The 24,319-nt window shown below is 71.6% G+C and carries 16 protein-coding genes and 2 pseudogenes; 9 read left to right on the forward strand and 9 right to left on the reverse strand.

The genetic code is table 11. The features are described from left to right. Positions 1-7: 7 nt before the first annotated feature. The 8 genes and pseudogenes from AOQ37_RS12120 to AOQ37_RS12155 all read right to left on the reverse strand — a co-directional run bounded on the left by AOQ37_RS12120 (position 8) and on the right by AOQ37_RS12155 (position 8,389). A complete protein-coding gene (locus AOQ37_RS12120; RefSeq protein WP_062644107.1) occupies positions 8-1,294 on the reverse strand; it encodes a flavin-containing monooxygenase in 1,287 nt (428 codons plus the stop codon). A gap of 226 nt (positions 1,295-1,520) precedes the next feature. Next, positions 1,521-2,219 carry a GntR family transcriptional regulator gene (locus AOQ37_RS12125; protein ID WP_062644109.1) on the reverse strand — a complete coding sequence of 233 codons (699 nt, stop codon included), beginning with the start codon at positions 2,217-2,219 and terminating at the stop codon, positions 1,521-1,523. Positions 2,220-2,335: 116 nt separating this feature from the next. After that, positions 2,336-3,337 carry a proline racemase family protein gene (locus AOQ37_RS12130; RefSeq protein WP_062644111.1) on the reverse strand — a complete coding sequence of 334 codons (1,002 nt, stop codon included), beginning with the start codon at positions 3,335-3,337 and terminating at the stop codon, positions 2,336-2,338. Positions 3,338-3,378: 41 nt separating this feature from the next. Beyond that, positions 3,379-4,323: a dihydrodipicolinate synthase family protein gene (locus AOQ37_RS12135; protein ID WP_062644113.1), complete on the reverse strand. Its 945-nt coding sequence runs from the start codon at positions 4,321-4,323 to the stop codon at positions 3,379-3,381. A 34-nt stretch (positions 4,324-4,357) separates the two neighbouring features. Beyond that, positions 4,358-5,839 carry an FAD/NAD(P)-dependent oxidoreductase gene (locus tag AOQ37_RS12140; RefSeq protein ID WP_078890132.1) on the reverse strand — a complete coding sequence of 494 codons (1,482 nt, stop codon included), beginning with the start codon at positions 5,837-5,839 and terminating at the stop codon, positions 4,358-4,360. Between the two features lie 133 nt (positions 5,840-5,972). Then, positions 5,973-6,266, reverse strand: a pseudogene (locus tag AOQ37_RS12145) ((2Fe-2S)-binding protein); the annotation flags it as partial. Further along, the gene (locus AOQ37_RS12150; protein WP_062644115.1) at positions 6,254-7,417 is read right to left on the reverse strand and encodes an NAD(P)/FAD-dependent oxidoreductase; all 1,164 of its coding nucleotides are present in this window, start codon (positions 7,415-7,417) and stop codon (positions 6,254-6,256) included. The gene AOQ37_RS12150 and the pseudogene AOQ37_RS12145, both read right to left, overlap by 13 nt. 78 nt (positions 7,418-7,495) lie before the next feature. After that, complete coding sequence (locus AOQ37_RS12155) at positions 7,496-8,389, reverse strand: hypothetical protein (RefSeq protein ID WP_374701492.1); 894 nt, start codon at positions 8,387-8,389, stop codon at positions 7,496-7,498. Positions 8,390-8,754: 365 nt separating this feature from the next. Here AOQ37_RS12155 and AOQ37_RS12160 point away from each other — a divergent pair, with 365 nt between their 5' ends. Together AOQ37_RS12160 and fusA are read left to right on the forward strand one after the other, a co-directional pair. Further along, positions 8,755-9,459 carry a nucleotidyltransferase domain-containing protein gene (locus tag AOQ37_RS12160; protein WP_062644491.1) on the forward strand — a complete coding sequence of 235 codons (705 nt, stop codon included), beginning with the start codon at positions 8,755-8,757 and terminating at the stop codon, positions 9,457-9,459. A 483-nt stretch (positions 9,460-9,942) separates the two neighbouring features. Beyond that, positions 9,943-12,045, forward strand: a complete 2,103-nt coding sequence (fusA, locus tag AOQ37_RS12165) for an elongation factor G (RefSeq protein WP_062644117.1) — start codon at positions 9,943-9,945, stop codon at positions 12,043-12,045. A 303-nt stretch (positions 12,046-12,348) separates the two neighbouring features. On the opposite strand, the pseudogene AOQ37_RS12170 reads toward fusA, so the two are convergent. Further along, a pseudogene (locus tag AOQ37_RS12170) lies at positions 12,349-14,149 on the reverse strand (pectate lyase-like domain-containing protein). A 230-nt stretch (positions 14,150-14,379) separates the two neighbouring features. Here AOQ37_RS12170 and AOQ37_RS12175 point away from each other — a divergent pair. From AOQ37_RS12175 to AOQ37_RS12205, 7 genes are all read left to right on the forward strand, one after another. Beyond that, positions 14,380-15,699 (forward strand): ABC transporter substrate-binding protein, encoded by a 1,320-nt coding sequence (locus AOQ37_RS12175; RefSeq protein WP_062644119.1) that lies wholly within the window; start codon positions 14,380-14,382, stop codon positions 15,697-15,699. Between the two features lie 19 nt (positions 15,700-15,718). Beyond that, entirely contained in the window at positions 15,719-16,705 is a 987-nt protein-coding gene (locus AOQ37_RS12180; protein WP_062644121.1) for a carbohydrate ABC transporter permease, read from the forward strand. 7 nt (positions 16,706-16,712) lie between these two features. Next, entirely contained in the window at positions 16,713-17,552 is an 840-nt protein-coding gene (locus AOQ37_RS12185; RefSeq protein ID WP_028806141.1) for a carbohydrate ABC transporter permease, read from the forward strand. Positions 17,553-17,581: 29 nt separating this feature from the next. Next, positions 17,582-18,940, forward strand: a complete 1,359-nt coding sequence (locus AOQ37_RS12190) for a GH1 family beta-glucosidase (RefSeq protein WP_062644123.1) — start codon at positions 17,582-17,584, stop codon at positions 18,938-18,940. 123 nt (positions 18,941-19,063) lie between these two features. Next, the gene (locus tag AOQ37_RS12195; protein ID WP_062644125.1) at positions 19,064-20,956 is read left to right on the forward strand and encodes a discoidin domain-containing protein; all 1,893 of its coding nucleotides are present in this window, start codon (positions 19,064-19,066) and stop codon (positions 20,954-20,956) included. Between the two features lie 338 nt (positions 20,957-21,294). Then, positions 21,295-23,571: a serine/threonine-protein kinase gene (locus AOQ37_RS12200; protein ID WP_062644127.1), complete on the forward strand. Its 2,277-nt coding sequence runs from the start codon at positions 21,295-21,297 to the stop codon at positions 23,569-23,571. Positions 23,572-23,712: 141 nt separating this feature from the next. Further along, positions 23,713-24,252 (forward strand): hypothetical protein, encoded by a 540-nt coding sequence (locus AOQ37_RS12205; RefSeq protein WP_062644493.1) that lies wholly within the window; start codon positions 23,713-23,715, stop codon positions 24,250-24,252. The last annotated feature ends 67 nt before the right edge of the window (positions 24,253-24,319 follow it).

Consider the following 24,319-nt stretch of genomic DNA (forward strand, 5'->3'; position numbering starts at 1 on the left):
CCACGCGTCATTCGCCGCGCAGTTGCTCCAGGTACGGCGCCACGTCGACCTGGATCGACGCGCCTTCCCGCTGCCCGTACTGACCGGCGATCCCGCTCAGATACGCCGCGATCTCCTTGCGCATGACCTCCGTTTCCGGCAGCACCGCCTCGCCGGTGACGATCCGCGTCACCCAGTGCGCCTGGGCCTCCACCATCCGGGTGATCGAGCCGACCGGGCGGACCAGACCGACGAAGAAGAGGCCGGCACGGTCGGGGGCGACGACCCGCTTGTAGAGCTCGACCGTGCCCTGCGGTCCCAGCGGGCTGCCGGGCCGGAGGAAGGGGAAACTCATCTGGAAACCGGTGCAGTACACGATCGCGTCGGCTTGCGTCGACGTGCCGTCGGTGAAGGAGACCCGGCGGCCGTCGAGTGCGTCGATCGCGGGTCTCGGCGTGACCGCGCCGTGGCGGATACGGCTGAGGATCTCGTCGGAGATGGTGATCGCCGACGAGAAGATCGGGTGATCCGGTTCGGGCAGACCGTAGTCACCGAGCTTGCCGCGGGCCACCAGCAGCGCCTGCTCGACGAAACGGCGCTGCTCGGCCAGGGACATACTGATCCACCACGGCGCGTCGGCGATCGTGTCGAGGGCCATGCCGAACAACTGCTTGGGCACGATGTGCAGCCCTCGACGCACCGAGAGGACCGTCTCGTCCGCGTACCGGGAAAGGTCTGCGGCGATGTCCACCGCCGAGGCGCCGAGCCCCACCACGACGACGCGCTGCCCGGTGTAGTCGCTGCCGTCGCGATAGTCGAACGAATGCTGAATCGTTCCTGTGAACGTCTCGGCACCCCTCGGCAGGGCGGGCATCGACGGCTGCGAGTTGTGTCCGGAGGCGACGATCACGTGGGTGAAGCGCCGGGACGACGGCGTGCCGTCGGCATCCCGGCTGACGACCGTCCACCCGCCGTCGGCCTCCTGGCGCACGGACTCCACCGTCGTCCGCAGCTCGATGTGGTCCAGCACGTCGGCCCACTCGGCGAACGAGCGCAGATAGGCCGCTATCTGGCTGTGCCGGGGGTAGAGCGGGTAGGAGGCGGGCATCGGATAGGCGGAGTAACCCGTGAGCTGCTTGGCGGTGTTGAGATGCAGTGACAGATAGCCGGGACCGCGCTCACCCGCCTGTGGCTGGCGCCAGATCCCGCCGACGTCGCTCGCCTGCTCCAGACAGACGAAGTCGACACCGGCCGTCTTCAGGGCGTGTGCCGTCGCCAGCCCCGACAGGCCGGCACCGATCAGACACAGACGCACGGATTCCCCCACAGGTGAGACAGCATCTTTTCGCGCACGGGCAGGTCACTGCCCACCTGGCGTTCCCTTCACTCTTCGCTCACCAGCGACGAGGATCACAGCGAGCGGCGAGCGGCGAGCGGCGAGCGGCGAGGCTCGGCCGGGTGCCGGGTGCCGGGTGCCGGGTGCCGGGTGCCGGGTGCCGGGTGCCGGGGAGAAGGGGAGCGACGGGGGAGACGTGGGTTGTTCACTCCTGGGCGGATGCCCACAGTCCCCGTACATGCCCGAGATGCCGTGTCATGACCTCGCGTACGGCCCGCTCGTCCCGCGCCAGCAGTGCGTCCAGGAGCTCCAGGTGCTCCTCGGCGGAGGCCAGCAGCCGGCCCGAGGTGGCCAGTGCGGTGAGGCCGTAGAGACGGGCCCGGCCGCGCAGCCCGCGCACCACCTCGACGAGGTGGGAGTTGCCGGCGAGTGCGAGCAGGCCCAGGTGGAAGCGGGTGTCGGCCTCGACGTAGGCGATGAGATCGCCCGCGACCGCTGCGGCGACGATCTCACGGGCGGCCGGTCGCAGCGCCTCCAGCGACACCGGGTCTGCGGTCGTCGTCAGTGCCACCACGGTGGGGATCTCGATGAGCGCGCGGACGTGGGTGTACTCGTCGAGCTGGCGGTCGGAGACCTCGGTGACCCGGAACCCCTTGTTCGGTACCGCGTCCACCAAGCCCTCCTTGGCGAGGTCCAGCATCGCCTCGCGCACCGGGGTCGCCGACACACCGAAGCGGGCGGCCAGGCCCGGAGCCGAGTACACCTCCCCGGGCAGCAGTTCACCCGCGATCAGCGCGGCCCGCAGAGCATCGGCCACCCGCTCGCGGTAGCTGCTCCGCCGGCCGCCCAGTGAAGGAAGGGAGGGCACGGCGGCTGCCGGGCTGCTGTCGTGCGGGGCGGCCATGAGGATCTCCTGGAACAGGTGCCGTAGAAGGGGCGGTGCCATGTCACGTACTGCGCTGGATCAGTCTTGCTGTGCGCGGTCAGTATCCACCGCTCCGCCGGCCGTCGCGGTGGGTGTCACAGTACGAACCCCGCCGGGAACGGGTCCGTCGGGTCCAGCAGGTACTGGGCCGTCCCCGTGATCCAGGCGCGGCCGGTGAAGCTGGGCAGGACCGCCGGGCGGCCGGCGACTTCGGTCGTGCCGAGGAGCCGGCCCGTGAAGCGGGTGCCGATGAAGGACTCGTTGACGAACTCGGTGTGCAGCGGCAGTTCGCCCCGTGCGTGCAACTGTGCCATGCGGGCGCTCGTCCCCGTACCGCAGGGCGAGCGGTCGAACCAGCCGGGGTGGATGACCATCGCGTGCCGGGAACGACGGGCGGTGGCCCCGGGCGCGTACAGGTGGACGTGGTGGCAGCCGCGGATGGACGGGTCCTCGGGATGCACCGGCTCCCGCTCGGAGTCGATCACCTCCATGAGTGACAGACCGGCGCGCAGGATGTCGTCCTTGCGAGCGCGGTCGAAGGGCAGGCCGAACTCCTCCAGCGGCAGGATCGCGTAGAAGTTGCCGCCGTACGCCAGGTCGTACGTCACCGTACGGCCGTCGGGCAGCGTCGCCGTGCGATCCAGCGCGACCGCGAAGGAGGGGACGTTGCGCAGGGTCACGGACGTGGCCGTGCCGTCCTCGACCGCCACTTCGGCGACGACGGGCCCGGCCGGCGTGTCCAGCCGGATGGTGGTGACCGGTTCGACGACCTCGACCATGCCCGTCTCGACCAGCACCGTCGCCACGCCGATCGTGCCGTGCCCGCACATCGGCAGATAGCCCGAGACCTCGATGTAGAGGACGCCCCAGTCGCAGTCCGGCCGGGTGGACGGCTGGAGGATCGCGCCGCTCATGGCGGAGTGCCCCCGTGGCTCGTTCATCAGCAACTGCTTGATCTCGTCGCGGTGTTCACGGAAATGGAGCCGCCGCTCGTTCATCGTCGCGCCGGGGACGGTGCCGATCCCGCCGGTGATCACCCGGGTGGGCATGCCCTCGGTGTGCGAGTCGACGGCGTGCAGGACGAGCTTGCTGCGCACGAAGTCCCCTGTTCTCTCGGGAGGTCGAGTGGTTCGGGCGGTTACGAAAGACCGGCCGCGACGGCCTTCTCGGTCGCCGCGCGGACGGCCGCCTCGTGCTCCGGCAGCAGCGGCACCCGCGGCGGGCGGCAGGCCCCGCCGTGGCGCCCCACGATGTCCATCGAGAGTTTGATCGCCTGGACGAACTCGACCCGCGAGTCCCAGCGCAGCAGCGGGTGCAGCTGACGGTAGAGGGGGAGCGCGGTGGCGAGGTCACCGGCGACGGCCGCCCGGTACAGCTCCACCGAGGACTTCGGCAGCGCGTTGGGGTACCCGGCCACCCAGCCCCGGGCACCGGCCACCGCCAGTTCCAGCAGTACGTCGTCGGCGCCGATCAGCAGATCGAGATCCGGGGCCAGTTCGGCGATCCGGTAGGCGCGGCGGACGTCGCCCGAGAACTCCTTGACGGCCTGGACATGGCCCTCGCCGTGCAGGCGCGCCAGCAGTTCGGGGACGAGGTCGACCTTGGTGTCGATCGGGTTGTTGTACGCCACGACCGGCAGGCCCGCCGCGGCCACCTCCGCGTAATGGGCCACTACGGCACGCTCGTCCGCCCGGTAGGCGTTGGGCGGGAGCAGCATCACCGCGGCGCAGCCCGCCTCGGCCGCCTGCTCGGTCCAGCGGCGGGCCTCCGCCGAGCCGTACGCGGCGACGCCCGGCATCACCCGCTCCCCGCCGACGGCGGCCACCGCGGTCTCCACCACCCGGGCGCGCTCCTCGGGCGTGAGCACCTGGTACTCGCCGAGCGAGCCGTTGGGCACGACGCCGTCACAGCCGTTCGCCACCAGCCAGGCGCAGTGTGCGGCGTACCGCTCGTGGTCGACGGAGAGGTCGTCGCGCAGCGGCAGCGCGGTGGCGACGTGGACGCCCCGCCAGGGGCGGTGCGGTGAGGTCCCGGGAACGGGCGGAGACGCGGGGGCGGTGGCGCGGGCGGCGGCGAGAGCCATGCGGCGATTCCCTTCCTGCGTGGCATGTGACATATCACTGTGCGTTCGGTGCGTTCGGTGCGTTCGGTGCGTTCGGTGGGGTCGGTGGGGTCGGTGGGGTCGGTGGGGCCGTCGGGTCGACCGGCTCGGTCGGGTCGGCCGCCAGCACCCCGAGGGGCACCGGGCGGGCCAGCAGTCGTCGGGCCGGAGCGAGGGCGCAGCCCGCGAGCCCCGCCACGCCGGGCTCGCACACGCGGCCCTGGCACCAGCCCATCCCGGCCCGGGTCAGCAGCTTCACGGTGCGCAGGTCACCCGCGCCGAGCGTGCCGACGGCCTCGCGGACGGCGCCGGCGGTGACCTCCTCGCAGCGGCACACGACCGTCTCGTCGGTGACCTGCTCGGTCCATCGGGCGGGCCGGGCGGCGTACGCGGCATCCAATGCCGTGAAGAAGGACCGCAGCCGGGTACGGGCCCGCGCGGCCGGAGCCCATGCGCGGGGGTCGGGGACGGCGCCCGTCAGCCGTGCCGCCGCCGCCCGTCCGGCGATGTGACCCTCGGCGAGCGAGAGCGTCGAGCCGCCGATCCCCGTGGTCTCGCCGGCGGCCCACACGCCGGGGACGTCGGTGCGCTGTTCGTCGTCGACGCACACGGCCGTTCCGTCGAGGCGGCAGCCGAGACCCTCCGCGAGGTCGGTGTGCGGCAGCAGGCCGTGCCCCACGGCGAGGGTGTCGCAGGCGATACGTCGTGCCGTGCCGGGCGCCGGGCGGCCCGCGGAGTCCAGTGCGGCGACGGTGACGGACTCCAGCCGCCCGGTACCGAGCGCCTCGACCACCACCTGACGCGACATCAACGGCACCCGGTACAAAGTGAGTCGAGCCGCGTACCCGGCCCCCTCGACGAGCTTCGCGGACGCTGCGACCCAACTCCGCGCGTGACGTACGAAGTCCCGCGGACCGGCCGACTCGACCAGGGCGGCGACCCGGGCGCCCGCGGCCGCGAGACCGGTGGCCACGGGAAGCAGCAGCGGCCCCGTACCGGCCACGACCGCCGTACGGCCGGGCAGTACGAGCCCGCCCTTCAGCAGCGCCTGGGCGCCGCCCGCGGTGACCACGCCGGGCAGGGTCCAGCCGGGGAACGGCAGGACCTTCTCGTAGCCGCCGGTCGCCAGCAGCACCCCGTGGGCGCGGATCGCGACGGACTCCTCCTGCTCGGACCCGATGAGCGCGTGGACGGTGAACCCGCCCGATTCCCGCTCCACACACCACACATGATGCTCACTCAGGTGCGTGACCCGGTCGGCGGCGAGATGAGTGTCGAGCGTGGCCCGCAGCCGCCGCCAGGTGCGCCACTGGTGATGGAGGGCCTGGGGGCGCCGGGCGCCGAGTCCTCGCGCGGGCTGCCGGTAGAACTGTCCGCCCGCCTCGGCGGCCGAGTCGATCAGCACCACGCGCACACCATCGGCGGCGGCCGCGACGGCGGCGGCGAGGCCGGCCGGGCCCGCGCCGATCACCGCCAGCACCGGCCGGTGCTCAGTCATGGCGGCCCGCCTTCCCGCGCCGCGCCTCGTCGTCGCCCGTCTCCCCTCGGCCCGTCTCCCCTTGACCCGTCTCCTCGCGGCCCGTCTGCCTCTGGCCCGTCGCCTCGTCGTCCGTCACCTCCTGGCCCGTTTCCTCGCGGCCCGTTCCGAACTGCGTACGGATGTCCGCGCCCGGCACCGCCGCCACCAGGCAGGCCCGTAGGCCGGGGCGGCCGTCCACGGTCACCAGACAGTCGAAGCACACGCCGATCCCGCAGAAGACCCCGCGCGTACGCCCCTCGAACCGCGTGGTGCGCCAGGCCGTGACGCCGGACGCCCACAGCGCGGCGGCGACCGTCTGACCGGGCAGGGCCTCGATCACCCGGCCGTCGAAGGTGACGGTGAACGGGGCGCCGGGCCGGGCCCGGGTCAGCTTCAGGGGATCCAAGGCGCGGCCTCCTCGGGGAAGCGGTCGGGGCGGAACGGGGTCAGGTCCAGTTCCGGGTCCCGGCCGGTGAGCGTCTGCGCGATCAGGTGACCGGTGCCGGTCGCCAGCCCGATGCCCGCGCCCTCGTGCCCGCAGGCGTGGAACAGACCGGGCACCCGCGGGTCCGGCCCGACGGCGGGCAGACGGTCGGGCAGACAGGGGCGGAAGCCGAGGTAGGCGCGCATCGCCCGTACGTGTTCCAGGAACGGGAACAGGCGCGTCGCGCCCGCAGCCAGCGCGCGGACGACCGGCAGCGAGAAGGACCGGTCGAAGCCGACCCGTTCACGGCTCGCGCCGATCAGCACGGGCCCGGCGGCGGTGCCCTCGACGACCGGCGAGGTCTTCAGGGCGGCCGAGTCGCTCGCCACGTCGTCCACGTAGTCGGCGGTGTACACCTTGTGCCGCACCCGGCGCGGCAGCGGCTCGGTGACCAGGACGAAGCCGCGGCGGGGGAGCACGGGCAGCCGGACCCCGGCCAGCGCGGCGACCTCGGCCCCCCAGGTCCCGGCCGCGTTCACCACGGCCGGCGCCAGGATGTCGCCCCGGTCGGTCCGTACGCCGCGCACGGCACCGGCGGTGTCGCGCAGTACCCGGGTCACCGTGCGGCCGGTCTCCAGACGCGCGCCCGAGGCCCGTACGAGGTGGGCCGCTGCCAGGGTGGGCATCACCTGGGCGTCCTGCGGGTAGAGCACGCCGCCCGCGAGACCGTCCGCCAGGTGGGGCTCCAGTTCGTGGAGTTGATCCGCCGGGACCCGGACCGTCGTCACCCCGGCCGTGCGCTGCGCGGCCGCCAGGTCGGTGAGGGCGGTGAGCGACGCGGGGGTGGAGGCGACGACCAGGCCGCCCTTGGGCTCGTACTCGACGGCCGTGCCCAGCTCCTGGGCCAACTCGCCCCACAGGGTGGCGGACTTGAGGGCCAGTCGGAGCTCGGGTCCGGGTTCCTTGTCGGACACCAGGAGATTGCCCTCGCCCGCGCCGGTCGTACCGCCGGCCAGCGGGCCCCGGTCGACCAGGATCACGTCCAGTCCGGCACGGGCCGCGTACAGCGCGCAGGCGGCGCCCACCATGCCGGCGCCGACGACCACTACGTCACCGCTCGGTCGCTTGGTCACGGCAGTAATATGTCACATGGTCCCGAGGCGAGGAAGAAGGCCGAGACCAGGGGAGACCCGCTCGGCGGGGCCGCGGGCTCAGTCGAACTCGCTGGGCTCCGCTGCCGGGGAGCGGCCTTCCAGCACGTCCTTGAGGCGAGTGGTGCCGTGGCTGACCGCGTCCTCGGTGCTGTCGTGGTCCGCGCCGTCCGAACCGCCGTTGGTGACCGTGATCGCGTCGTCCCCCACCCGTACGACGGCGACGTCCATGGTGAGGGTCACCGGGGTGCCGCCCGAGGGGCCCGCGACCGTCACGGTCAGGCCCTGCCGGGTGTCGCCCTCCTTGGGCAGGGAGGCCTCGACGACCTGCACGGTGCGGGTGGATCCGTCGGAGCCGACCGCGTTGAACTGGTCGCACGCGGTCGGCAGCGACTTCAGCCAGTCGAACGACTGGTCCAGGCCGGCCGGCTGGTAGGCGGCGACCTGGTACAGCAGCCGGGAGTTGCCCTCGGTGAAGCCGGTGAGCGCCGACGGGCCGGGTGGGGGCCCCAGGAGGTCCTCGTCGTAGAGCCCGTCCAGCAGGCGCTGGCAGTCCGCCGCCTGTGTCTTGCCGGTGAGGAACTGGGCGGCGTCGACCGTGCCGATGAGCATCCGGTTCCGCCAGCTGGCCGCGGTTTTCACCTGCGTCCAGTTGTCCTCGAGGTCTCCCTCGGTGATCAGCGCCGTCCGGGCGCCGGCCGAGGTCAGCGGCGTGACGGTGGCGGAGGGGGTGGCGGTGCGGGTACCGGCGGCCGAGGAGGCGGCACTCGATGCGGTCGACGCGCTGTCGTCCCCGTCGTCGGAGCAGGCGGCCGTGGCGAGCAGAGTCCCGACGGCCAGGGCGAGGCCCAGCGCCCGGGTCGGACGGCCGGGACGCGCCGGCCCTGCCGGTCCGGGCGGTCCGGCGGGACGGGACGGGGTGGACGGACGGGACGACTGGCGAGGACTGGTCACGAATACCTCCTGAGGACGGTTCGGGGACGGGGCGGGACGGGGCCGGTCCCCGCGCGGGCGCGCCCCGGGGCGGGTTCCCGAGGGTTTCCTCTCGTCGACCTGGGTGCTTGCCGGGCACCCTGTGGGCTCTGCTGGTGCTGCGTCTGCCCCTACACGGCACCACCGGCCGGGCCGCGCGACCAGCGCACTGATCCGTACGGGTGAAGTCGGTGGGCCGGGCGGGGCAAGGGGGCGGGCGCCCGGGGAAGGGGCTGTCCGGGCGGAAAATGCCGGGTGGTCCGGGCCTGGTCCGGGGCATCATGGCGGTCCTGCCGCCCGGCCGCCGGGGGCGGGTGATCATCATCGGGGAACGACCGGGGGCACCTGTGACCGTCACCAACATCCTGCTGTCCGGAATCGTCGGCTCGACCGCCTACGGGCTCGCCCACGAGGGCTCCGACGTGGACCGCCTCGGCATGTTCGCCGCCCCCACCGAGGACCTGCACGGCCTGCACCGGCCGAAGGAGTCGCACGTCAGCACGGCACCCGACCGCACCCTGCACGAGGCCGCCAAGTGGTGCAGGCTCGCCCTCGGCGGCAACCCGACCGTGATGGAACTCGTCTGGCTGCCCGACGAGTTGTACGAGGTGCGCACACCGCTCGGTGAGGAACTCATCGCCCTGCGCGAGACGCTGCTCGGAGCCCGCCGGGTCCGGGACGCCTATCTCGGCTACGCCACACAGCAGTTCCGCAAACTGCGGAACCGCAGCGAGGGCCCGCTCGCCGCGGAGACCCGCAAGCGGACCGCGAAGCACGCCCGTCACCTCAAGCGACTGTGCACCCAGGGCTACGAGCTGTACGCCACCGGGCGGTTGACGATCCGGGTCGACGATCCGGCGAGCTACCACGCGTTCGGTGACCAGGTCGCCGCCGACCCCGAAGCCGCGCTGCCGCTGCTGCGCGGCTTCGAGGAGGCGTTCGCCGAGACGCGCAGCGTGCTGCCCGAACAGCCCGACGACACGGCGGCCGACGCGTGGCTGCGTCGGGTGCGCGGGCAGTTCTACCCGGCGCCGGGGACCACGCCCGGGTGACCGACGGACCCGCTCCCGCCACCCCGGGCGACGGACCGCCCGGGGTGGCCGCGCGGGCGGGTGCGGCCCCCGGGTACGGGAGGTCGCGACAAATCGCGTGCGGCGGGGGCCTGTTCGGCCCTACACTCGCCAGAACCGAGCGCCGCCCACCACACGGGCAGCGCGGTACCGAGACGAACGAGGGGGGCCCGGCCATGCGTGACCACACCGCTGCTGTCGCTCCCCGATCCCGCTACGAGGTGATCCTCGTGTCTCCGTCCGTCCGGTGCTCGCTGCGCGGCTCGCACCGGATGGCCTGACGAACCCCTCCGCACCCTGATGCTCCGCTGACATGCCGTTCCTGACGGCGCATCAGCGCATCGGTGCATCCGGTGCATCCGGTGCATCGGCGCATCAATGCGTCGGCACGCCGACCACGTGTCCCGGTGTTCGTCCGGAAATCGCGCCGCCCGTTCTCGGAAACACCCCGAAAGGCCAGGGGCCGTGCGCAACCACCTCGACCGTCATCTCTCCGCCGTCCGCAACCTGGGCATCCTCGCCCACGTCGACGCGGGCAAGACCACCGTCACGGAGCGGATCCTGTACGCCACCGGGACCACGCACAAGCGCGGCGAGGTTCACGACGGCACGACCGTCACCGACTTCGACCCCCAGGAGCGCGACCGTGGCATCACCATCTTCGCCGCCGCCGTCAGCTGCGACTGGGACGGTCACCGCGTCAACCTGATCGACACCCCGGGCCATGTCGACTTCGCCGACGAGGTGGAGCGCTCCCTGCGGGTGCTCGACGGCGCGGTGGCGGTGTTCGACGCCGTGGCGGGCGTGGAACCGCAGAGCGAGTCCGTGTGGCGGCAGGCCGACCGGCACGGCGTACCGAGGATCGCGTTCGTCAACAAGCTCGACCGGGTGGGCGCGGACCTCGACGCCGCGGTGGCGTCGATCCGCGAGCGGCTGCACCCCCTCCCGCTGGTCGTGCAACTGCCCATCGGCACGGAGGACGGCTTCACCGGCGTCGTCGATCTGCTGCGCATGCGGGCGCTGACCTGGAGCGACGGCGCCGGCACAGCCGTCGAGGACGTGGTGCCGGAGGATCTTCGCGAGGAAGCGCTGCGTCGGCGCCGGCTGCTGGAGGAGGCCGTGGCGGAGCGGCACCCGGCCGCCCTGGAGGAGTTCTGCGACCGGGAGACACTCTCGGCCGAGACCCTCTCCGGTGCCCTGCGCGAGCTGACCCGCACCGGGGACGGGCTGGTCGTGCTGTGCGGCTCGGCCTACCGCAACCGCGGTATCGAGCCGCTGCTCGACGCCGTCGTCGCCTATCTGCCGTCGCCTTCGGACGTACCGCCGGTGTGCGGGACGGCCGTCGGCGCCGAGGGTGCGCGGGACGCCGCGGTCGAACAGCGGCCCGCCGACCCCGCCGCACCGTTCGCGGCGCTCGCGTTCAAGGTCGTCGCGACCCCCACGGGCCGGCTCACCTGTCTGCGGGTGTACTCGGGCACGATCGAGAAGGGAGACACGGTATGGGAGTCGGGCGCGCGCCGTACCGAGCGCGTCGGCCGGATCCTGCGGATGCAGGCCGACCGGCACGCACCGCTGGAGCGCGCGGTCGCCGGCGACATCGTGGCCGTGATCGGGCTGAAGTCGGCCCGAGCGGGTTCGACGCTGAGCGCGCCGGGGGCGCCGGTCGTTCTCGAACCGCCCGGGGTCGCCGACCCGGTCGTCTCCGTGGCGGTCGAGGCGCGGGTGAGCGGCGACGCCGACCGGCTGGCCCCGGCTCTCGCCCGGCTGGCCGAGGAGGACCCCTCGCTGGTCGTGCGGACCGACCCGGAGACCGGTCAGACGGTGCTGTCGGGCATGGGTGAACTGCACCTGGAGGTGGCGGTGGAGAAGATCCGCCGCAGCCTCGGCCTGGAGGTCAACGTGGGCCGCCCGAGGGTGACGTACCGCGAGACGGTCGCCCGCGGGGTGTCCGGGGTCGTCCACCGGCATGTGAAACAGGACGGTGGGGCCGGACAGTTCGCGCACATCGTGCTCGATGTCGAGCCGCTCGACGCGGACGTGACGGGAGAGGCCGCCGAGACCGGTTTCACGTTCCGGTCGACCGTCGTCGGCGGGCGGGTGCCGCAGGAGTACGTCCGCGCGGTCGAGGCCGGCTGCCGGGACGCCCTGGCCGAGGGGCCGGTGGGCGGCCACCCGGTCACCGGGCTGCGGGTCACCCTGACCGACGGGGCGACCCATGTGAAGGACTCCTCCGAGGCGGCCTTCCGCACGGCCGGCCGGTTCGGGCTGCGCGAAGCCCTGCGCGGCTGCGCGATGCTCGTGCTGGAACCGGTCGTCGAGGTGACGGTCACCGTTCCCGAGGACGCCGTCGGCGGGGTCCTCGGCGATCTGGCCGCGCGGCGCGGACGGGTCACCGACTCGGCCGTGCGCGGCGGTTCGGCGGTGGTCACGGCCACCGTCCCGCTGGCCGAACTGTTCGGCTACGCGACCAGGCTGCGCAGCCGGACCCAGGGCAGGGGAACCTTCTCGGCCCGGCCGACGGGGTACGCCCCGGCGCCCGCGGCGGCGGTGGCGGCGACGACGCGGTAGGCCCAGGCCTGCTTCGGGACCGTAGGTGCCGCGGGTCGCCTGTCGGTCCCGTGCCACGAACACCTGGTGTTCGTGGCACGGGACCGCGGGCTCGTCCCGCCCCCGCGGAGCGTGCGGCACCGCCGCGTTCCCGTAGGACCTTCGCCGAGGAGGCAGGCGGGGCAGGCCGGACGCACCGGTCAGGTCGGCCGGATCGATCAGGCCGGACGGACCGGTCAGGCCGGCCGGATCGGTTAGGCCGGCCGGATCAGCGGATCAGCGGATCTGCGGATCAGCGGGACGGCCGATCTGCGGATCGGCCGATCAGGGGTACGACACCACGGTCGACGGCACCGTCGAGGTACCGGAGGTCGGTGCCCCGAGGTCGTTGATGACGTGCTCGTACTGGCCTTGACCGCCCAGGGAGACCACCAGCAGGTCGTGGAACTTCACCCCCGGCACGTTCGGGGCCGCGAAGCCGTGGTGCTGGACGATCGTCGGATCGACGTTGTAGTAGCAGTAACTGCCCAGCCCCCATCCCTCGTGCGCGGTGACGTGGGCGCCGACCTTGTAGGCGGCGTAACCCTTCACCGAGCCGTTCTGGATCGCCGCCTGGTTCGGGGCGTCGTAGGCCTTCTCGTTCTGGAAGAAGATCGTGCGACCGCGTTGGCCGTTCCACTGCACGTCGTACTTGTTGAAGTGCTCCACGAACAGGCCGGTGGCCAGCACGTCATGGCCGTTGACGACGACGCCGTAGTCGGCCCGGTTGGTCTCCCAGCCGACGCCCTCGCGTGTGGTCGGCGCGCCAGACCCAGGTGTGGTCGACGATCGTGTGCCGGTTGTTGACGACCATGCTGGTGGTGGCCTTGCCGGGGCCCGCGCCGCCGATCCGGACGAAGACGTCCTGCACGGTGGTGGGGTCGGCGGAGTGGTCGCGCGACGCGCCGGTCGGACCGATCTCCAGCAGGACACGGGAGTTGACCGGTCCGGCGTCGACGAGGAAGCCCGCCAGCCGGACTCCGTCGACGTCCGCCACCTTCAGAGCGGTGACGCCGTTGTCCGGTATCAGGGTGGCGTAGCCCAGACCCAGCACGACGGTGCCGGCGCGGTTCACCTGGATCGGCCGGTCGAGGTGGTAGATCCCGGGCGTCAGCAGCAGGTTCAGGCCCTGTGCGAGTGCCTGGTTGAGCGTGGCGGCGGAGACGCCCGGTTTGGCGACGTAGAACTGCGTCAGTGGCAGTGAGCTGCCGCGTGGTGTGCCGTTGCCCCAGGTGACACCACGTGCGTCGGTGCGCTTGGCGGGCAGGAAGACACGGAAGGCGCCGGTGCCGTCGACGTACAGGAACGGCTTCTCCCGGGAGACCGGGGTGGTGGCCAGCGTGGTGTACGGCGGGTCGGGAAAACTCTGTGCCGGGGCGCCCTCCACCCCCGAGAACACCATGTTCCACACGCCGTTGAGCCAGCTGCCGATGGCGCTGTCCCGGGTGTACCACTGCTGCTGGGAGTACGGGCCGATCTCGCCGTCGATCCGGCTGTCCGCGATGTAGCCGCCGCTGGCCCAACCGTAGCCTGACGGGGCCAGGTTGAGGCCGCCGCGGATGTGCATGCGGCGGAAGGGTGCCGCCTGGGCGACCGCCCACCGGTTGGTGCCGCTGACCGGGACCAGCGCGAGGTTCTCCGCCGAACGCCAGAAGTTCTGGGTGGCGTTGCCGCCGAACCAGCCCGCGTCGACGGTCACGTCCCCGTTGATGGTCGTGTCGTCGGGGGAGAGGCCGAGGCCGGCGATCGAGGTGTAGAAGCCGAGCTGGGCGTTGAGGCCGTGGTAGGTGCCGGGCCGGAACAGCAACGCGTAGCGTCCGGTGCCGAACTGGGCCGCCTCCTGCTGCCGGAACACCCCGTCCAGCCGGGCCTGGATGTCCGGGGTCGACGGGTCGAAGACGAGGACGTTCGGGCCGAGGTCGCCTCCGCCCGGCAGGGCCTTCACCCGCTTTCCGCGCGGTGCGGCCGAGGCCGGCCCGGCGGCGAGTCCGGCGAGGGCCGGGACCGTCGCGGCTGTGGCGGCAGCGGCGGCGAGGACTGTTCTGCGGCGCACGGCGGGCGTCTCCGGCGACGGAGTGTGGGGCATGGGCGGCTCTCCTCGGTCCAGGCCGGTCGAAGTGAACGGCTGATTTAAGGAAGTGAACGGTCGCTGACGTGAGAGCGCTCTCTCAGCGCTGAATGCTTCAACTACCCGAACACGTGCGTCAAGTAGTGGGGACAGAGTTCCCCAGACTGTGCCGGAACACTTGACGCAGCCCTCTTCCAAGGTTTAACTCACGTCCTAAATTAAGCCCTGATGACACCGGGAGCCGACCCATGAGCACCATCCGAGCCGCCGCCGCAGGCGCCGTCGTCATGTCACTCGCCCTCGCGGCCACGGCCTGTGGCGGTGGCACCTCGACGGACGGCGAAGGATCCAACAAGTCGCCGAAGACCCTGACGTACTGGGCCTCGAACCAGGGCGCGAGCATCGAGGTGGACAAGAAGGTCCTCCAGCCGGAACTCGACAAGTTCGAGAAGGAGACCGGGATCAAGGTCAAGCTGGAGGTCGTCCCCTGGTCGGACCTGCTCAACCGGATCCTCACGGCGACCACGTCCGGCCAGGGCCCCGACGTCCTCAACATCGGCAACACCTGGTCGGCCTCTCTCCAGGCCACCGGCGCGCTGCTGCCCTGGGACCAGGCGAACTTCGCGAAGATCGGCGGCAGAGACCGCTTCGTCGACTCCGCGCTCGGCTCGACCGGAGCGCAGGGCAAGGATCCGGCCGCGGTGCCGCTGTACTCGATGGCGTACGCCCTCTACTACAACAAGCAGATCTTCGCCGACGCCGGCATAGCCCAGCCGCCCGCCACCTGGGCCGAGCTGGTGGCCGACGGCAAGAAGATCCAGGCGAAGGGCAAGCAGGTCCTGGGCGCCGAGGGCGCGAACGTCTCGGAGAACGTCCACCACGTCTTCGTCTTCGCCAAGCAGCACGGCGCCGACTTCTTCACCGCCGACGGAAAGCCCGACTTCACCTCCGACGGCGCGGTCTCGGCGGTCAAGCAGTACGTCGACCTGATGGCGAAGGACAAGGCCATTCCGCAGGGCAACGCCGAGTACGCGCAGAACCAGTCCGTGAGCGACTTCGCCAAGGGCAAGACGGCGATGCTGCTGTGGCAGAGCGCGTCGGCCAACCTCAAGTCCCAGGGCATGAGCGAGGACAAGTACGGCATCGCCCCGGTCCCCGTGCAGTCGGGCACCCCCGGTACCGGCACCCAGGTCAACTCGATGGTCGCGGGCATCAACCTGGCGGTCTTCAAGAACACCGACAACCTCGACGGCGCCACGCAGTTCGTGAAGTTCATGACCGGCGACGAGGAGCAGAAGATCCTCAACAAGGCGTACAGCACCATCCCGCCGGTCGCCTCGGCCCAGACGGACCCCGGATTCAACTCCGCCGCGAACGCCGTCCTGAAGGACACGCTGGCCAAGAGCGCCGCCGCGCTGCCCCAGGTCGCCGACGAGTCCCAGTTCGAGACGGTGATCGGTACGGCCGTCAAGGAACTGTTCGCCGACGCGGCGGCCGGCCGTGCGGTGACCACCGAGTCGGTGAAGGCCAAGCTCGCCAAGGCCCAGCAGCAGATGCCGACGAAGTGAGCCGGACGAAGTGAGCCAGATGACCACCACAGCCGAGGTCGAAAAGCCTCGGACCGACGCTGGATCCGAGCCGGCCCCGCGCCCGCGCCCCGGCCGGATCCGCCGCATCGGACTGCCCTACCTGCTGCTCCTGCCCGCCCTGGTTCTCGAACTCCTCGTCCACCTGGTGCCGATGGTGATCGGCATCGTGATGAGCTTCAAGGAGCTCACCCAGTTCTACATCCGTGACTGGGGCACCGCGCCCTGGTCCGGCCTCGACAACTACAAGGTGTCGGTGGACTTCGACGCCCCGGTCGGCGAGGCCCTGCTGCACTCCTTCCTCGTCACCATCGGCTTCACCCTGCTCTCGGTGGGCCTGTGCTGGCTCATCGGCACCGCGGCGGCGATCTTCATGCAGGACACCTTCCGCGGCCGCGGGCTGCTGAGGGCGCTGTTCCTGGTGCCGTACGCCCTGCCGGTCTACGCGGCGGTGATCACCTGGGTCTTCATGTTCCAGCACGACAACGGCCTGGTGAACCATGTGCTGCACGACCAGCTGCACCTCACCGACAAGCCCTCCTTCTGGCTGATCGGCGACAACAGTTTCTACGCGTTGCTCACCGTGTCGGTGTGGAAGGGCTGGCCCTTCGCCTTCCTCATCGTGATGGCCGGCCTCCAGAACATCCCCGGCGAGCTGTACGAGGCGGCCGCACTGGACGGCGCGGGCAGGTGGCAGCAGATCCGCCGCATCACCCTTCCGTCCCTGGGCGCGGTCAACCAGGTCCTGCTCCTGGTCCTGTTCCTGTGGACCTTCAACGACTTCAACACGCCGTTCGTCCTGTTCGGCAGGGCCGCCCCGGAGGCCGCGGACCTCATCTCGGTCCACATCTACCAAGCCTCCTTCGTGACCTGGAACTTCGGCACGGGTTCGGCGATGTCGGTCCTGCTGCTGCTCTTCCTGCTGGCCGTGACGGGTGTCTACCTGGCCGTCACCTCGCGCGGACGGAGGGCCTCACATGCGCGCTGACTCACCCATGGCACCACCGCGTTCCTTCCTCTGGTCCCGGCGGATCTTCCTCACCCTGCTCACCGGCTTCGTGCTGTTGCCGGTGTACGTGATGGTCTCCAGCTCCCTGAAACCGCTCGCCGACGTCACGGGCAAGTTCCGCTGGCTGCCCAGCGGCCTGACGATCCGCCCGTACATCGACATCTGGTCGACGGTCCCGCTCGCGAGGTACTTCGTGAACTCGCTGGTCGTGGCGGGCGCGGCGACGGTCTGCTCGGTGGTGATCGCCGTGTTCAGCGCCTACGCGGTGAGCCGTTACGACTTCCGTGGGAAACGGGTCTTCACGGTGACGGTGCTGTCGACACAGATGTTCCCCGGCATCCTCTTCCTGCTGCCGCTGTTCCTGCTCTACGTCAACATCGGCAACGCCACCGGGATCGCCCTGTTCGGCTCGCGCGGCGGTCTGATCCTGACGTATCTGACCTTCTCCCTCCCGTTCTCCATCTGGATGCTGATCGGGTACTTCGACTCGGTGCCGCGCGATCTCGACGAGGCGGCGCTGGTGGACGGCTGCGGTCCGCTCGGCGCGCTCTTCCGGATCGTCGTACCGGCCGCGATCCCCGGCATCGTGGCGGTCGCCGTCTACGCCTTCATGACCGCCTGGGGCGAGGTGTTGTTCGCCTCCGTCATGACCAACGACACCACCCGCACGCTCGCCGTCGGCCTTCAGGGTTACTCCACCCTCAACGACGTCTACTGGAACCAGATCATGGCCGCCTCGCTGGTCGTCAGCGTGCCGGTGGTGGCCGGCTTCCTGCTGCTCCAGCGCTATCTCGTCGCCGGGCTGACGGCCGGAGCCGTGAAGTGAACAACCACCCCGATTCCGAGAGGACTTCAGTGACCATCGACTTTGCCGCCCTGCCGCAGGACTTTCTGTGGGGGACCGCCACCTCGGCGTACCAGATCGAGGGAGCCGTGGCGGAGGACGGCCGTTCGCCGTCGATCTGGGACACCTTCTCGCACACTCCCGGAAAGATCGCGGGCGACGACCACGGTGACGTCGCCTGCGACCACTACCACCGCTGGCGTGAGGACATCGGCCTGATGGGCCGACTGGGCGCCAATGCCTACCGGTTGTCCGTCTCCTGGCCCCGTGTGATGCCGGGCGGCGACGGTCCGGTGAACGCCAAGGGCCTCGACTTCTACGACAAGTTGATCGACGGTCTGCTGGAGGCGGGCATCACCCCGTCCGTCACCCTCTACCACTGGGACCTTCCGCAGGTGCTCCAGGACCGCGGCGGCTGGCCCGAGCGGGAGACCGCGGAGCACTTCGCCGCGTACGCGTCGGTCGTCGCCGAGCGGCTGGGCGACCGCGTCAGCCACTGGGCCACCTTGAACGAACCCCTGTGCTCGGCCTGGATCGGCCACCTCGAAGGCAAGATGGCCCCCGGCTTCACGGACCTGACGGCGGCCGTCCGCGCCTCCTACCACCTGCTCCTCGGCCACGGACTCGGCGTCCAGGCCATCCGGGCGGCCGCCCCGCGCGCCGAGATCGGCATCGTCAACAACCTCTCCACCGTGTACCCCGCCACCGACCGCCCCGAGGACGTCGCCGCCGCCCTCCGCATGGACGGGCACACCAACCGCTGGTGGCTCGACCCGGTGCACGGCCGGGGTTTCCCTTCCGACATGCGCGAGGTCTACGGCGTCGAACTCCCCGAGCAGCCTGGCGACTTGACGACGATCGCCGCACCGCTGGACTGGCTGGGCCTGAACTACTACTTCCCCGCCACGGTGAGCGACGACCCCGACGGGCCTGCCCCGCACGCCCGTTCCGTCCGCCGGGAGGGTGTCCCGCGCACCGGGATGGACTGGGAGGTCGACCCGAGCGGCATCGAGACCCTGCTGCTGCGTCTGACCGAGGAGTACGGCGCGCGGCGGCTGTACGTCACGGAGAACGGTTCCGCCTACCCGGACACGGTCCGCCCCGACGGCACCGTCGACGACCCCGAGCGCCAGGCCTACCTGACCGGCCACCTCGCCGCCTGCGCCTCCGCCGCCCGTAAGGGCGCCCCGCTGGCGGGCTACTTCGCCTGGTCCCTGCTGGACAACTTCGAGTGGGCGTACGGCTACGACAAGCGCTTCGGCCTCGTCCACGTCGACTACCGCACCCAGGCCCGCACGATCAAGGGCACCGGACACCACTACGCGGAGATCATCCGCCGGCACCGGGAAGGGGTGGTGAAGGCCGCCTGAGGGCGCGGGGCAAGGCGGGCGCGGGTGCGGGAGCGCGTGCCCGCCACGCCCCACCGCTCTGAATGTCATGAGCACGACACACTCGGCATTCTCGTTCATCCTTCCTCCACCGAGGAGAGCCGCATGTCACCACGCACCGCACGCACTCCCCGTACCCTCCTGACCGCCCTCGCCGCGCTGACCCTTCTGGGCGCCGGGCCGGCCCTCGTCGCACCGGACGCGGCCGCGGCGCCCACCGCCGCGGCAGCCGCCTGGGACACCGACCGTGCCGCGGCCGCCTACGCGGCCGCCCCGGCCGCCGTCACGGCCTCCGGCAGCGAGAACGGCGGAACCGCCCCCGGCCTCGCCTTCGACGGCAACGCCGCCACCCGCTGGTCCAGCAACTTCGCCGACGACGCCTGGATCCGGCTCGACCTCGGCACCACCCTCCGCGTCGACCGGGTCGTCCTCGACTGGGAAGCCGCCTACGGCAAGCGCTATGTCCTGGAGGTGTCGAAGAACGGCACCGACTGGACGCCCTTCTACACGGAGACCGCCGGCACCGGGGGCACGGTCACCGCGCACACGTATCCCCAGGAGGTGACGGGCCGCTACCTGCGCCTGCGCGGCCTGGAGCGGGCCACGCCGTACGGCTACTCGCTCTACTCCTTCAAGGTCTACGGCGGCGAGCCCGCCCCCGCGGCCACCGTGCGCTCCAACCTCGCCCTGAACCACCCGGCGTACACGAACTACTACCAGCACGCGGGCAACTCACCGGCGTTCATCACCGACGGCGGCCACCCCGCCAACCTCAAGGACGACGCCACCCGTTGGTCGAGCGACTGGAACGCGGACCGCTGGGTCGCCGTCGACCTCGGCGCGACCTCGACGATCGACACGGTCGACCTGTACTGGGAAGCGGCCTACGCCGTCGACTACCAACTCCAGGTCTCCGACGACAACCGCACCTGGCGCACCGTGTACCAGCCGTCGGCCGCCGAGGTCGCCGCGCGCAGGGCCGACGTGAAGTCCCCTGCCGATGCGGTCGGCGTGCACGACAGCGTGCGCCTTCCCCGACCGGCGTCCGGGCGTTACGTCCGCATGCTCGGCAAGGAACGCCGTTCCTTCTACAACCCGGCGCCCGCCACCGCCCAGTTCGGCTACTCCCTCTACGAGTTCGAGGTCTGGGGCACCGGCGGCAGCGCCTCCGCCGCCTACCCCGCGCTCCCCGGCGAGCAACAGGGCACCTACCGCACGACGTTCTTCGACGACTTCACCACCGCATCCCTCGACCGCTCCAAGTGGCGGGTGGTACGCACCGGAACCGAGATGGGCTCCGTCAACGGCGAGGCGCAGGCGTACGTGGACTCGACCGACACGGTCCGCACCGAGAACGGCGCCCTGGTCCTGCGGGCCAGGTACTGCAAGGCCTGCACCCAGGCCGGCGGCGGCACCTACGACTTCACCTCGGGCCGGGTGGACACCAACACCAGGTTCGACTTCACCTACGGCCGGGTCAGCGCCCGCATGAAGCTGCCCGTCGGCGACGGATTCTGGCCCGCCTTCTGGCTGCTGGGCAGCAACGTCGACGACCCCACCGTGTCCTGGCCGGCCTCCGGCGAGACCGACATCATGGAGAACATCGGCTACGCCGACTGGACCAGCTCCGCCCTGCACGGCCCCGGCTACTCCGCCGACGGCAACATCGGCGCCCGCCAGACCTACCCGAACGGCGGCCGCGCCGACGCCTGGCACACGTACGCGGTCGAGTGGACGCCGACCGGCATGCGCTTCTACGTCGACGACCGCCTCGTCCAGGAGACGACCCGCAACAAGCTGGAGTCCACCCGCGGCCAGTGGGTCTACGGCCACAACCAGTACGTGATCCTCAACCTCGCCCTCGGCGGCGCCTACCCGGCTGGCTGGAACCAGGTAACGACCCCGTACTGGGGCCTGCCACAGTCCAGCGTGGACCGGATCGCCGGCGGGGGAGTGCAGGCGGAGGTGGACTGGGTGCGGGTGGAACAGAAGGCGTGAGGCGCCGTGGTCCGCCCGGGGAGCGGACCACGGCCGGTCGTCCGTCCGCAACGCGGACGACCTGGTCCCACAACCCCTTTGTCCCCTCTCGGTGATCCGGTATTAAAGTGGCTCCGCCGATGAGGGGGGCTTCGTCGAACCGCCGTCACCCCGCCCGCACGGGCGGGGTGACGACCGGTCACCGGCGCACCCAGGACCCCCGCGGTCGGACACGCCGCGCAGGCCCGATCAGTGGCCACAGGGCGTGGGACATCAGGGGGGTACATGAGTCAGCACCGCGGTCTCCGTCGGCCGAGGCGGCCTGCCGGGCAGTCGTTCCACGCACCGGAGGGCCGACCGTGCCGGTGAACATCCCCGAACGCGTGGGCCCCTACCGGCCGGTCCGGCACCTCGGCACCGGAGGCATGGGCGCGGTCTACTACGCGACCGACCCCGACGGCGGAGCACCCCTCGCCGTCAAGGTCCTGCACCAGGACTTCGCCGCCGATCCGGCGCACCGGGCGCGCTTCCGCCGCGAGACCGCCATGCTCCGCAAGGTCACCGGCCCCTATCTCGTCCCGCTCGTCGCCGCCGACCCCGACGCTCCGCTGCCCTGGCTGGCGACCGCCTACGTCCACGGCAACACCCTCCACCAGCATGTCCGGGACACCGGTCCGCTGCGCTCGGACAATCTCCTGACCTTCGCGGCGGCGGTCGCCCACGCGCTCGCCTGCATCCATGACGCCGGGGTCGCCCACCGCGACCTGAAGCCGACGAACGTGCTCCTCGCCGCCGACGGCCCACGCGTCGTCGATTTCGGCATCGCCCACCACCTCGACGCCACCGCGATCACCGCGACCTCGGTGACGACCGGCACCCCCGGCTGGATGGCTCCGGAGCAGCTCACCGACGGCACGACCCTGCCGGCCTGCGACATCTTCGCCTGGGGGCTGCTCGTCGCGTACGCCGCGGCCGCGGTCCACCCCTTCGGCGCCCCCACGGGGATCACGCACCGCATCGTCAGTGCCGAGCCTTCGCTCCAGGGGGTGCCCGACGTCCTGCTGCCGCTGGTCCGCGACGCCCTGCGCAAGGCGCCCGGGAAGCGCCCGAGCGCGGCGGAGATCGCCGAACGGGCCGCGGCCGCGTACGGGCCGACGGGCACCGCGGTCTTCCCGACCATGTCCTACACCCGGCCACTGGAACACGGTGCTGGTGCTGGTGCCGGTGCGGTTCCCGGTCCCGGGCGGAGTGAAGCAGAAGCCCAAGCCGAAGCCCACGGCACCGTGTCGCTGGAGCGTGCGTCGTGGGACGTTCCTCTTCCCGTCGAAGACCATTCCGATGAGGGGGCAGTCGGAGCGGCACCCGCCGATCCGCCCGCGGCCTCGGAGGAGCCCCCGCCTTCACGGACGTCGGGAGAGCCGACGTCCCAGGCCACGGCGCAGAAGGAACGGGCAGTTCCCCCCGCGCCGCCCGCACCTCCAGCGCCACCGGTACCTCCCGTACCGCCGGTTCCCGCAGCGCCCGTTCCCGTATCGCCGCCGTCCTCGGAGGCCTCACCCGGCAAGCGTCGAACGCGACGCCGGGTTGTCGTCGGCGCCGTGGCGGCCACCGTGGTCCTGGGCGCAGGCGGTATGGCGGTCGGCTTGATGGCGGGCGACGACGAGACCAGGACGCCCGCACGGGACATCGCCGCCAGTACGACGGCCGGGTCGGAGGCGGCGACGCCGAGCCAGGACGCGACGACAGCCGCTCCCTCCGTGGACGGGTCGCCCAACGCGGACGAGGTCGTCGCCGAGCAGGAGGAGGAACAGGAGCCGGAACCGGTGGCCGTGTTCGGGGGCCTGCGCGTCACCGTCCCCGCGGGCTCGGAACTGGAGTACCGGTCGGGCGACGCGGACGCGGATTCCGAAGCCGTCTGGGACACCCCGCAGGAACCGACCGTCGCGACCGGCGCCGACTTCTCGCTTCAGGGTGACCCCGACACCGGTGTGCGGGTCCTGTACTCCCCGGAGCTGACCCTCGACGAGATCCGGGAGGGCCAGTCGGGCACCGGTGCCATGTGGTCCACCGCGAGCGAGGACGGCATGACCACCACGGACGAGTCGGTGATCTCCGTGAAGGACGGGCCGCTGACCGACATCGGCGGCAAGAAGGCCAGGAGCTGGACCTTCGGCACCGACGTGCTGCCCGACTACGACGGCTCGCGCAAGGACAGCCACCGCGTGTGGTGGCTGTCCTCCAGCAGGTACCTCCTCTACACCTACGGGAACCACGACAAGACCACCGACGCGATGGTGGACGCGTTGATCAAGGGGATCGGCTTCGAGGCCACGAAGATGCCGCGCGACTGCGCCGACGCCGTCGTGGCCCTGGACAAGGCAGCGGCCGACGGTGAGCCGGCGGACGACCACGGCGCTCTCGCCAACTGCCAGGGTGCCGCGGTGTACGGCGCCGAGCAGTTGGACCCGGGCACGGTGGACACCGAGGGCGAGGCCGCCTGCGTCGCCCTGGCCGTGGCCTACGGCGGCTACGGAGGCGCCGACTTCACCTACGACGAGGCCAAGGCGTACAAGGAACTGCGCCCGTGGTGCGACGTCCCCGGCGCCGTCAGGAACCCGCGCCTGCCGCACTACTGACGGTCGCACGCACGAGTTCGTCAGCAGGGAAAGCCTCGTTCACGCGTTCGGGTGGTGCTGCGGAGAGCGGGCACGCGGCCGGACCTCGGGCCGTTGTGCGGGTGACGGGATCTTCCCGGCAAGACGACCACGGGGGTGGACGTGAGCTTGAGTTTCCAGCGCAACGCCGACGGCACGACGACCGGGCGCAACACGGACAGCGGCTTCACCATCACCTCGGCGGACGAGGAGGAGGTGCGGCGTCTGGTGCACGAGGACGCGGGGTGCGAGTACACGCCGCCGCCTCAGGCGCCTCCACCGGGCTTCCAGCGGTTCGTCCTGGTGCACGACGTGTTCGACGAGGGCGGCTTCGGGGACGAGCGGTACGAGGGTCTGCGCACCCGCCCGCCCCGTGGCTGTGAACCGGTCGACCGGGACTGCTTCGCCCTGGAGTGTGTGCGGCCCGGGTCGACACTCCTGGGTGCCGTGTCCGACACCATCGCGGAGATCCGCCGCGAGCACGGGGTGGTGATGAACAGCCTCGGCGTCGAGAAGCCCGACGAGTGCTCCGGGAGCGACCCGGACGGATACGACGCGCGGACAGTGGCCCATCTGCTGCTGACGGCCGCCCATCGCGCCGCGCTCCTCGGGTACGGGCGCAAGGACCTGGTGCGTCTGCTCGACGCGACGGGCGTCCGGTAGGCCGGGGGCCCCGGGAGGGGAGAGAGTGGGGGTGAGGGCTGGAGGAGGGCCGAGGGCAGCCGGCCGC

It is taken from the genome of Streptomyces maremycinicus (genome assembly GCF_001184025.1).
Classification (GTDB): Bacteria; Actinomycetota; Actinomycetes; order Streptomycetales; family Streptomycetaceae; genus Streptomyces; species Streptomyces maremycinicus.

Excerpts from the sequence above, each read along its gene's own strand:
- AOQ37_RS12125 (WP_062644109.1), bottom strand. The coding sequence starts at position 2,219 with ATGGCCGCCCCGCACGACAGCAGCCCGGCAGCCGCCGTGCCCTCCCTT.
- AOQ37_RS12135 (WP_062644113.1), bottom strand. The coding sequence starts at position 4,323 with ATGGCTCTCGCCGCCGCCCGCGCCACCGCCCCCGCGTCTCCGCCCGTT.
- AOQ37_RS12140 (WP_078890132.1), bottom strand. The coding sequence starts at position 5,839 with ATGACTGAGCACCGGCCGGTGCTGGCGGTGATCGGCGCGGGCCCGGCC.
- AOQ37_RS12175 (WP_062644119.1), top strand. The coding sequence starts at position 14,380 with ATGAGCACCATCCGAGCCGCCGCCGCAGGCGCCGTCGTCATGTCACTC.
- AOQ37_RS12180 (WP_062644121.1), top strand. The coding sequence starts at position 15,719 with ATGACCACCACAGCCGAGGTCGAAAAGCCTCGGACCGACGCTGGATCC.
- AOQ37_RS12185 (WP_028806141.1), top strand. The coding sequence starts at position 16,713 with ATGGCACCACCGCGTTCCTTCCTCTGGTCCCGGCGGATCTTCCTCACC.
- AOQ37_RS12195 (WP_062644125.1), top strand. The coding sequence starts at position 19,064 with ATGTCACCACGCACCGCACGCACTCCCCGTACCCTCCTGACCGCCCTC.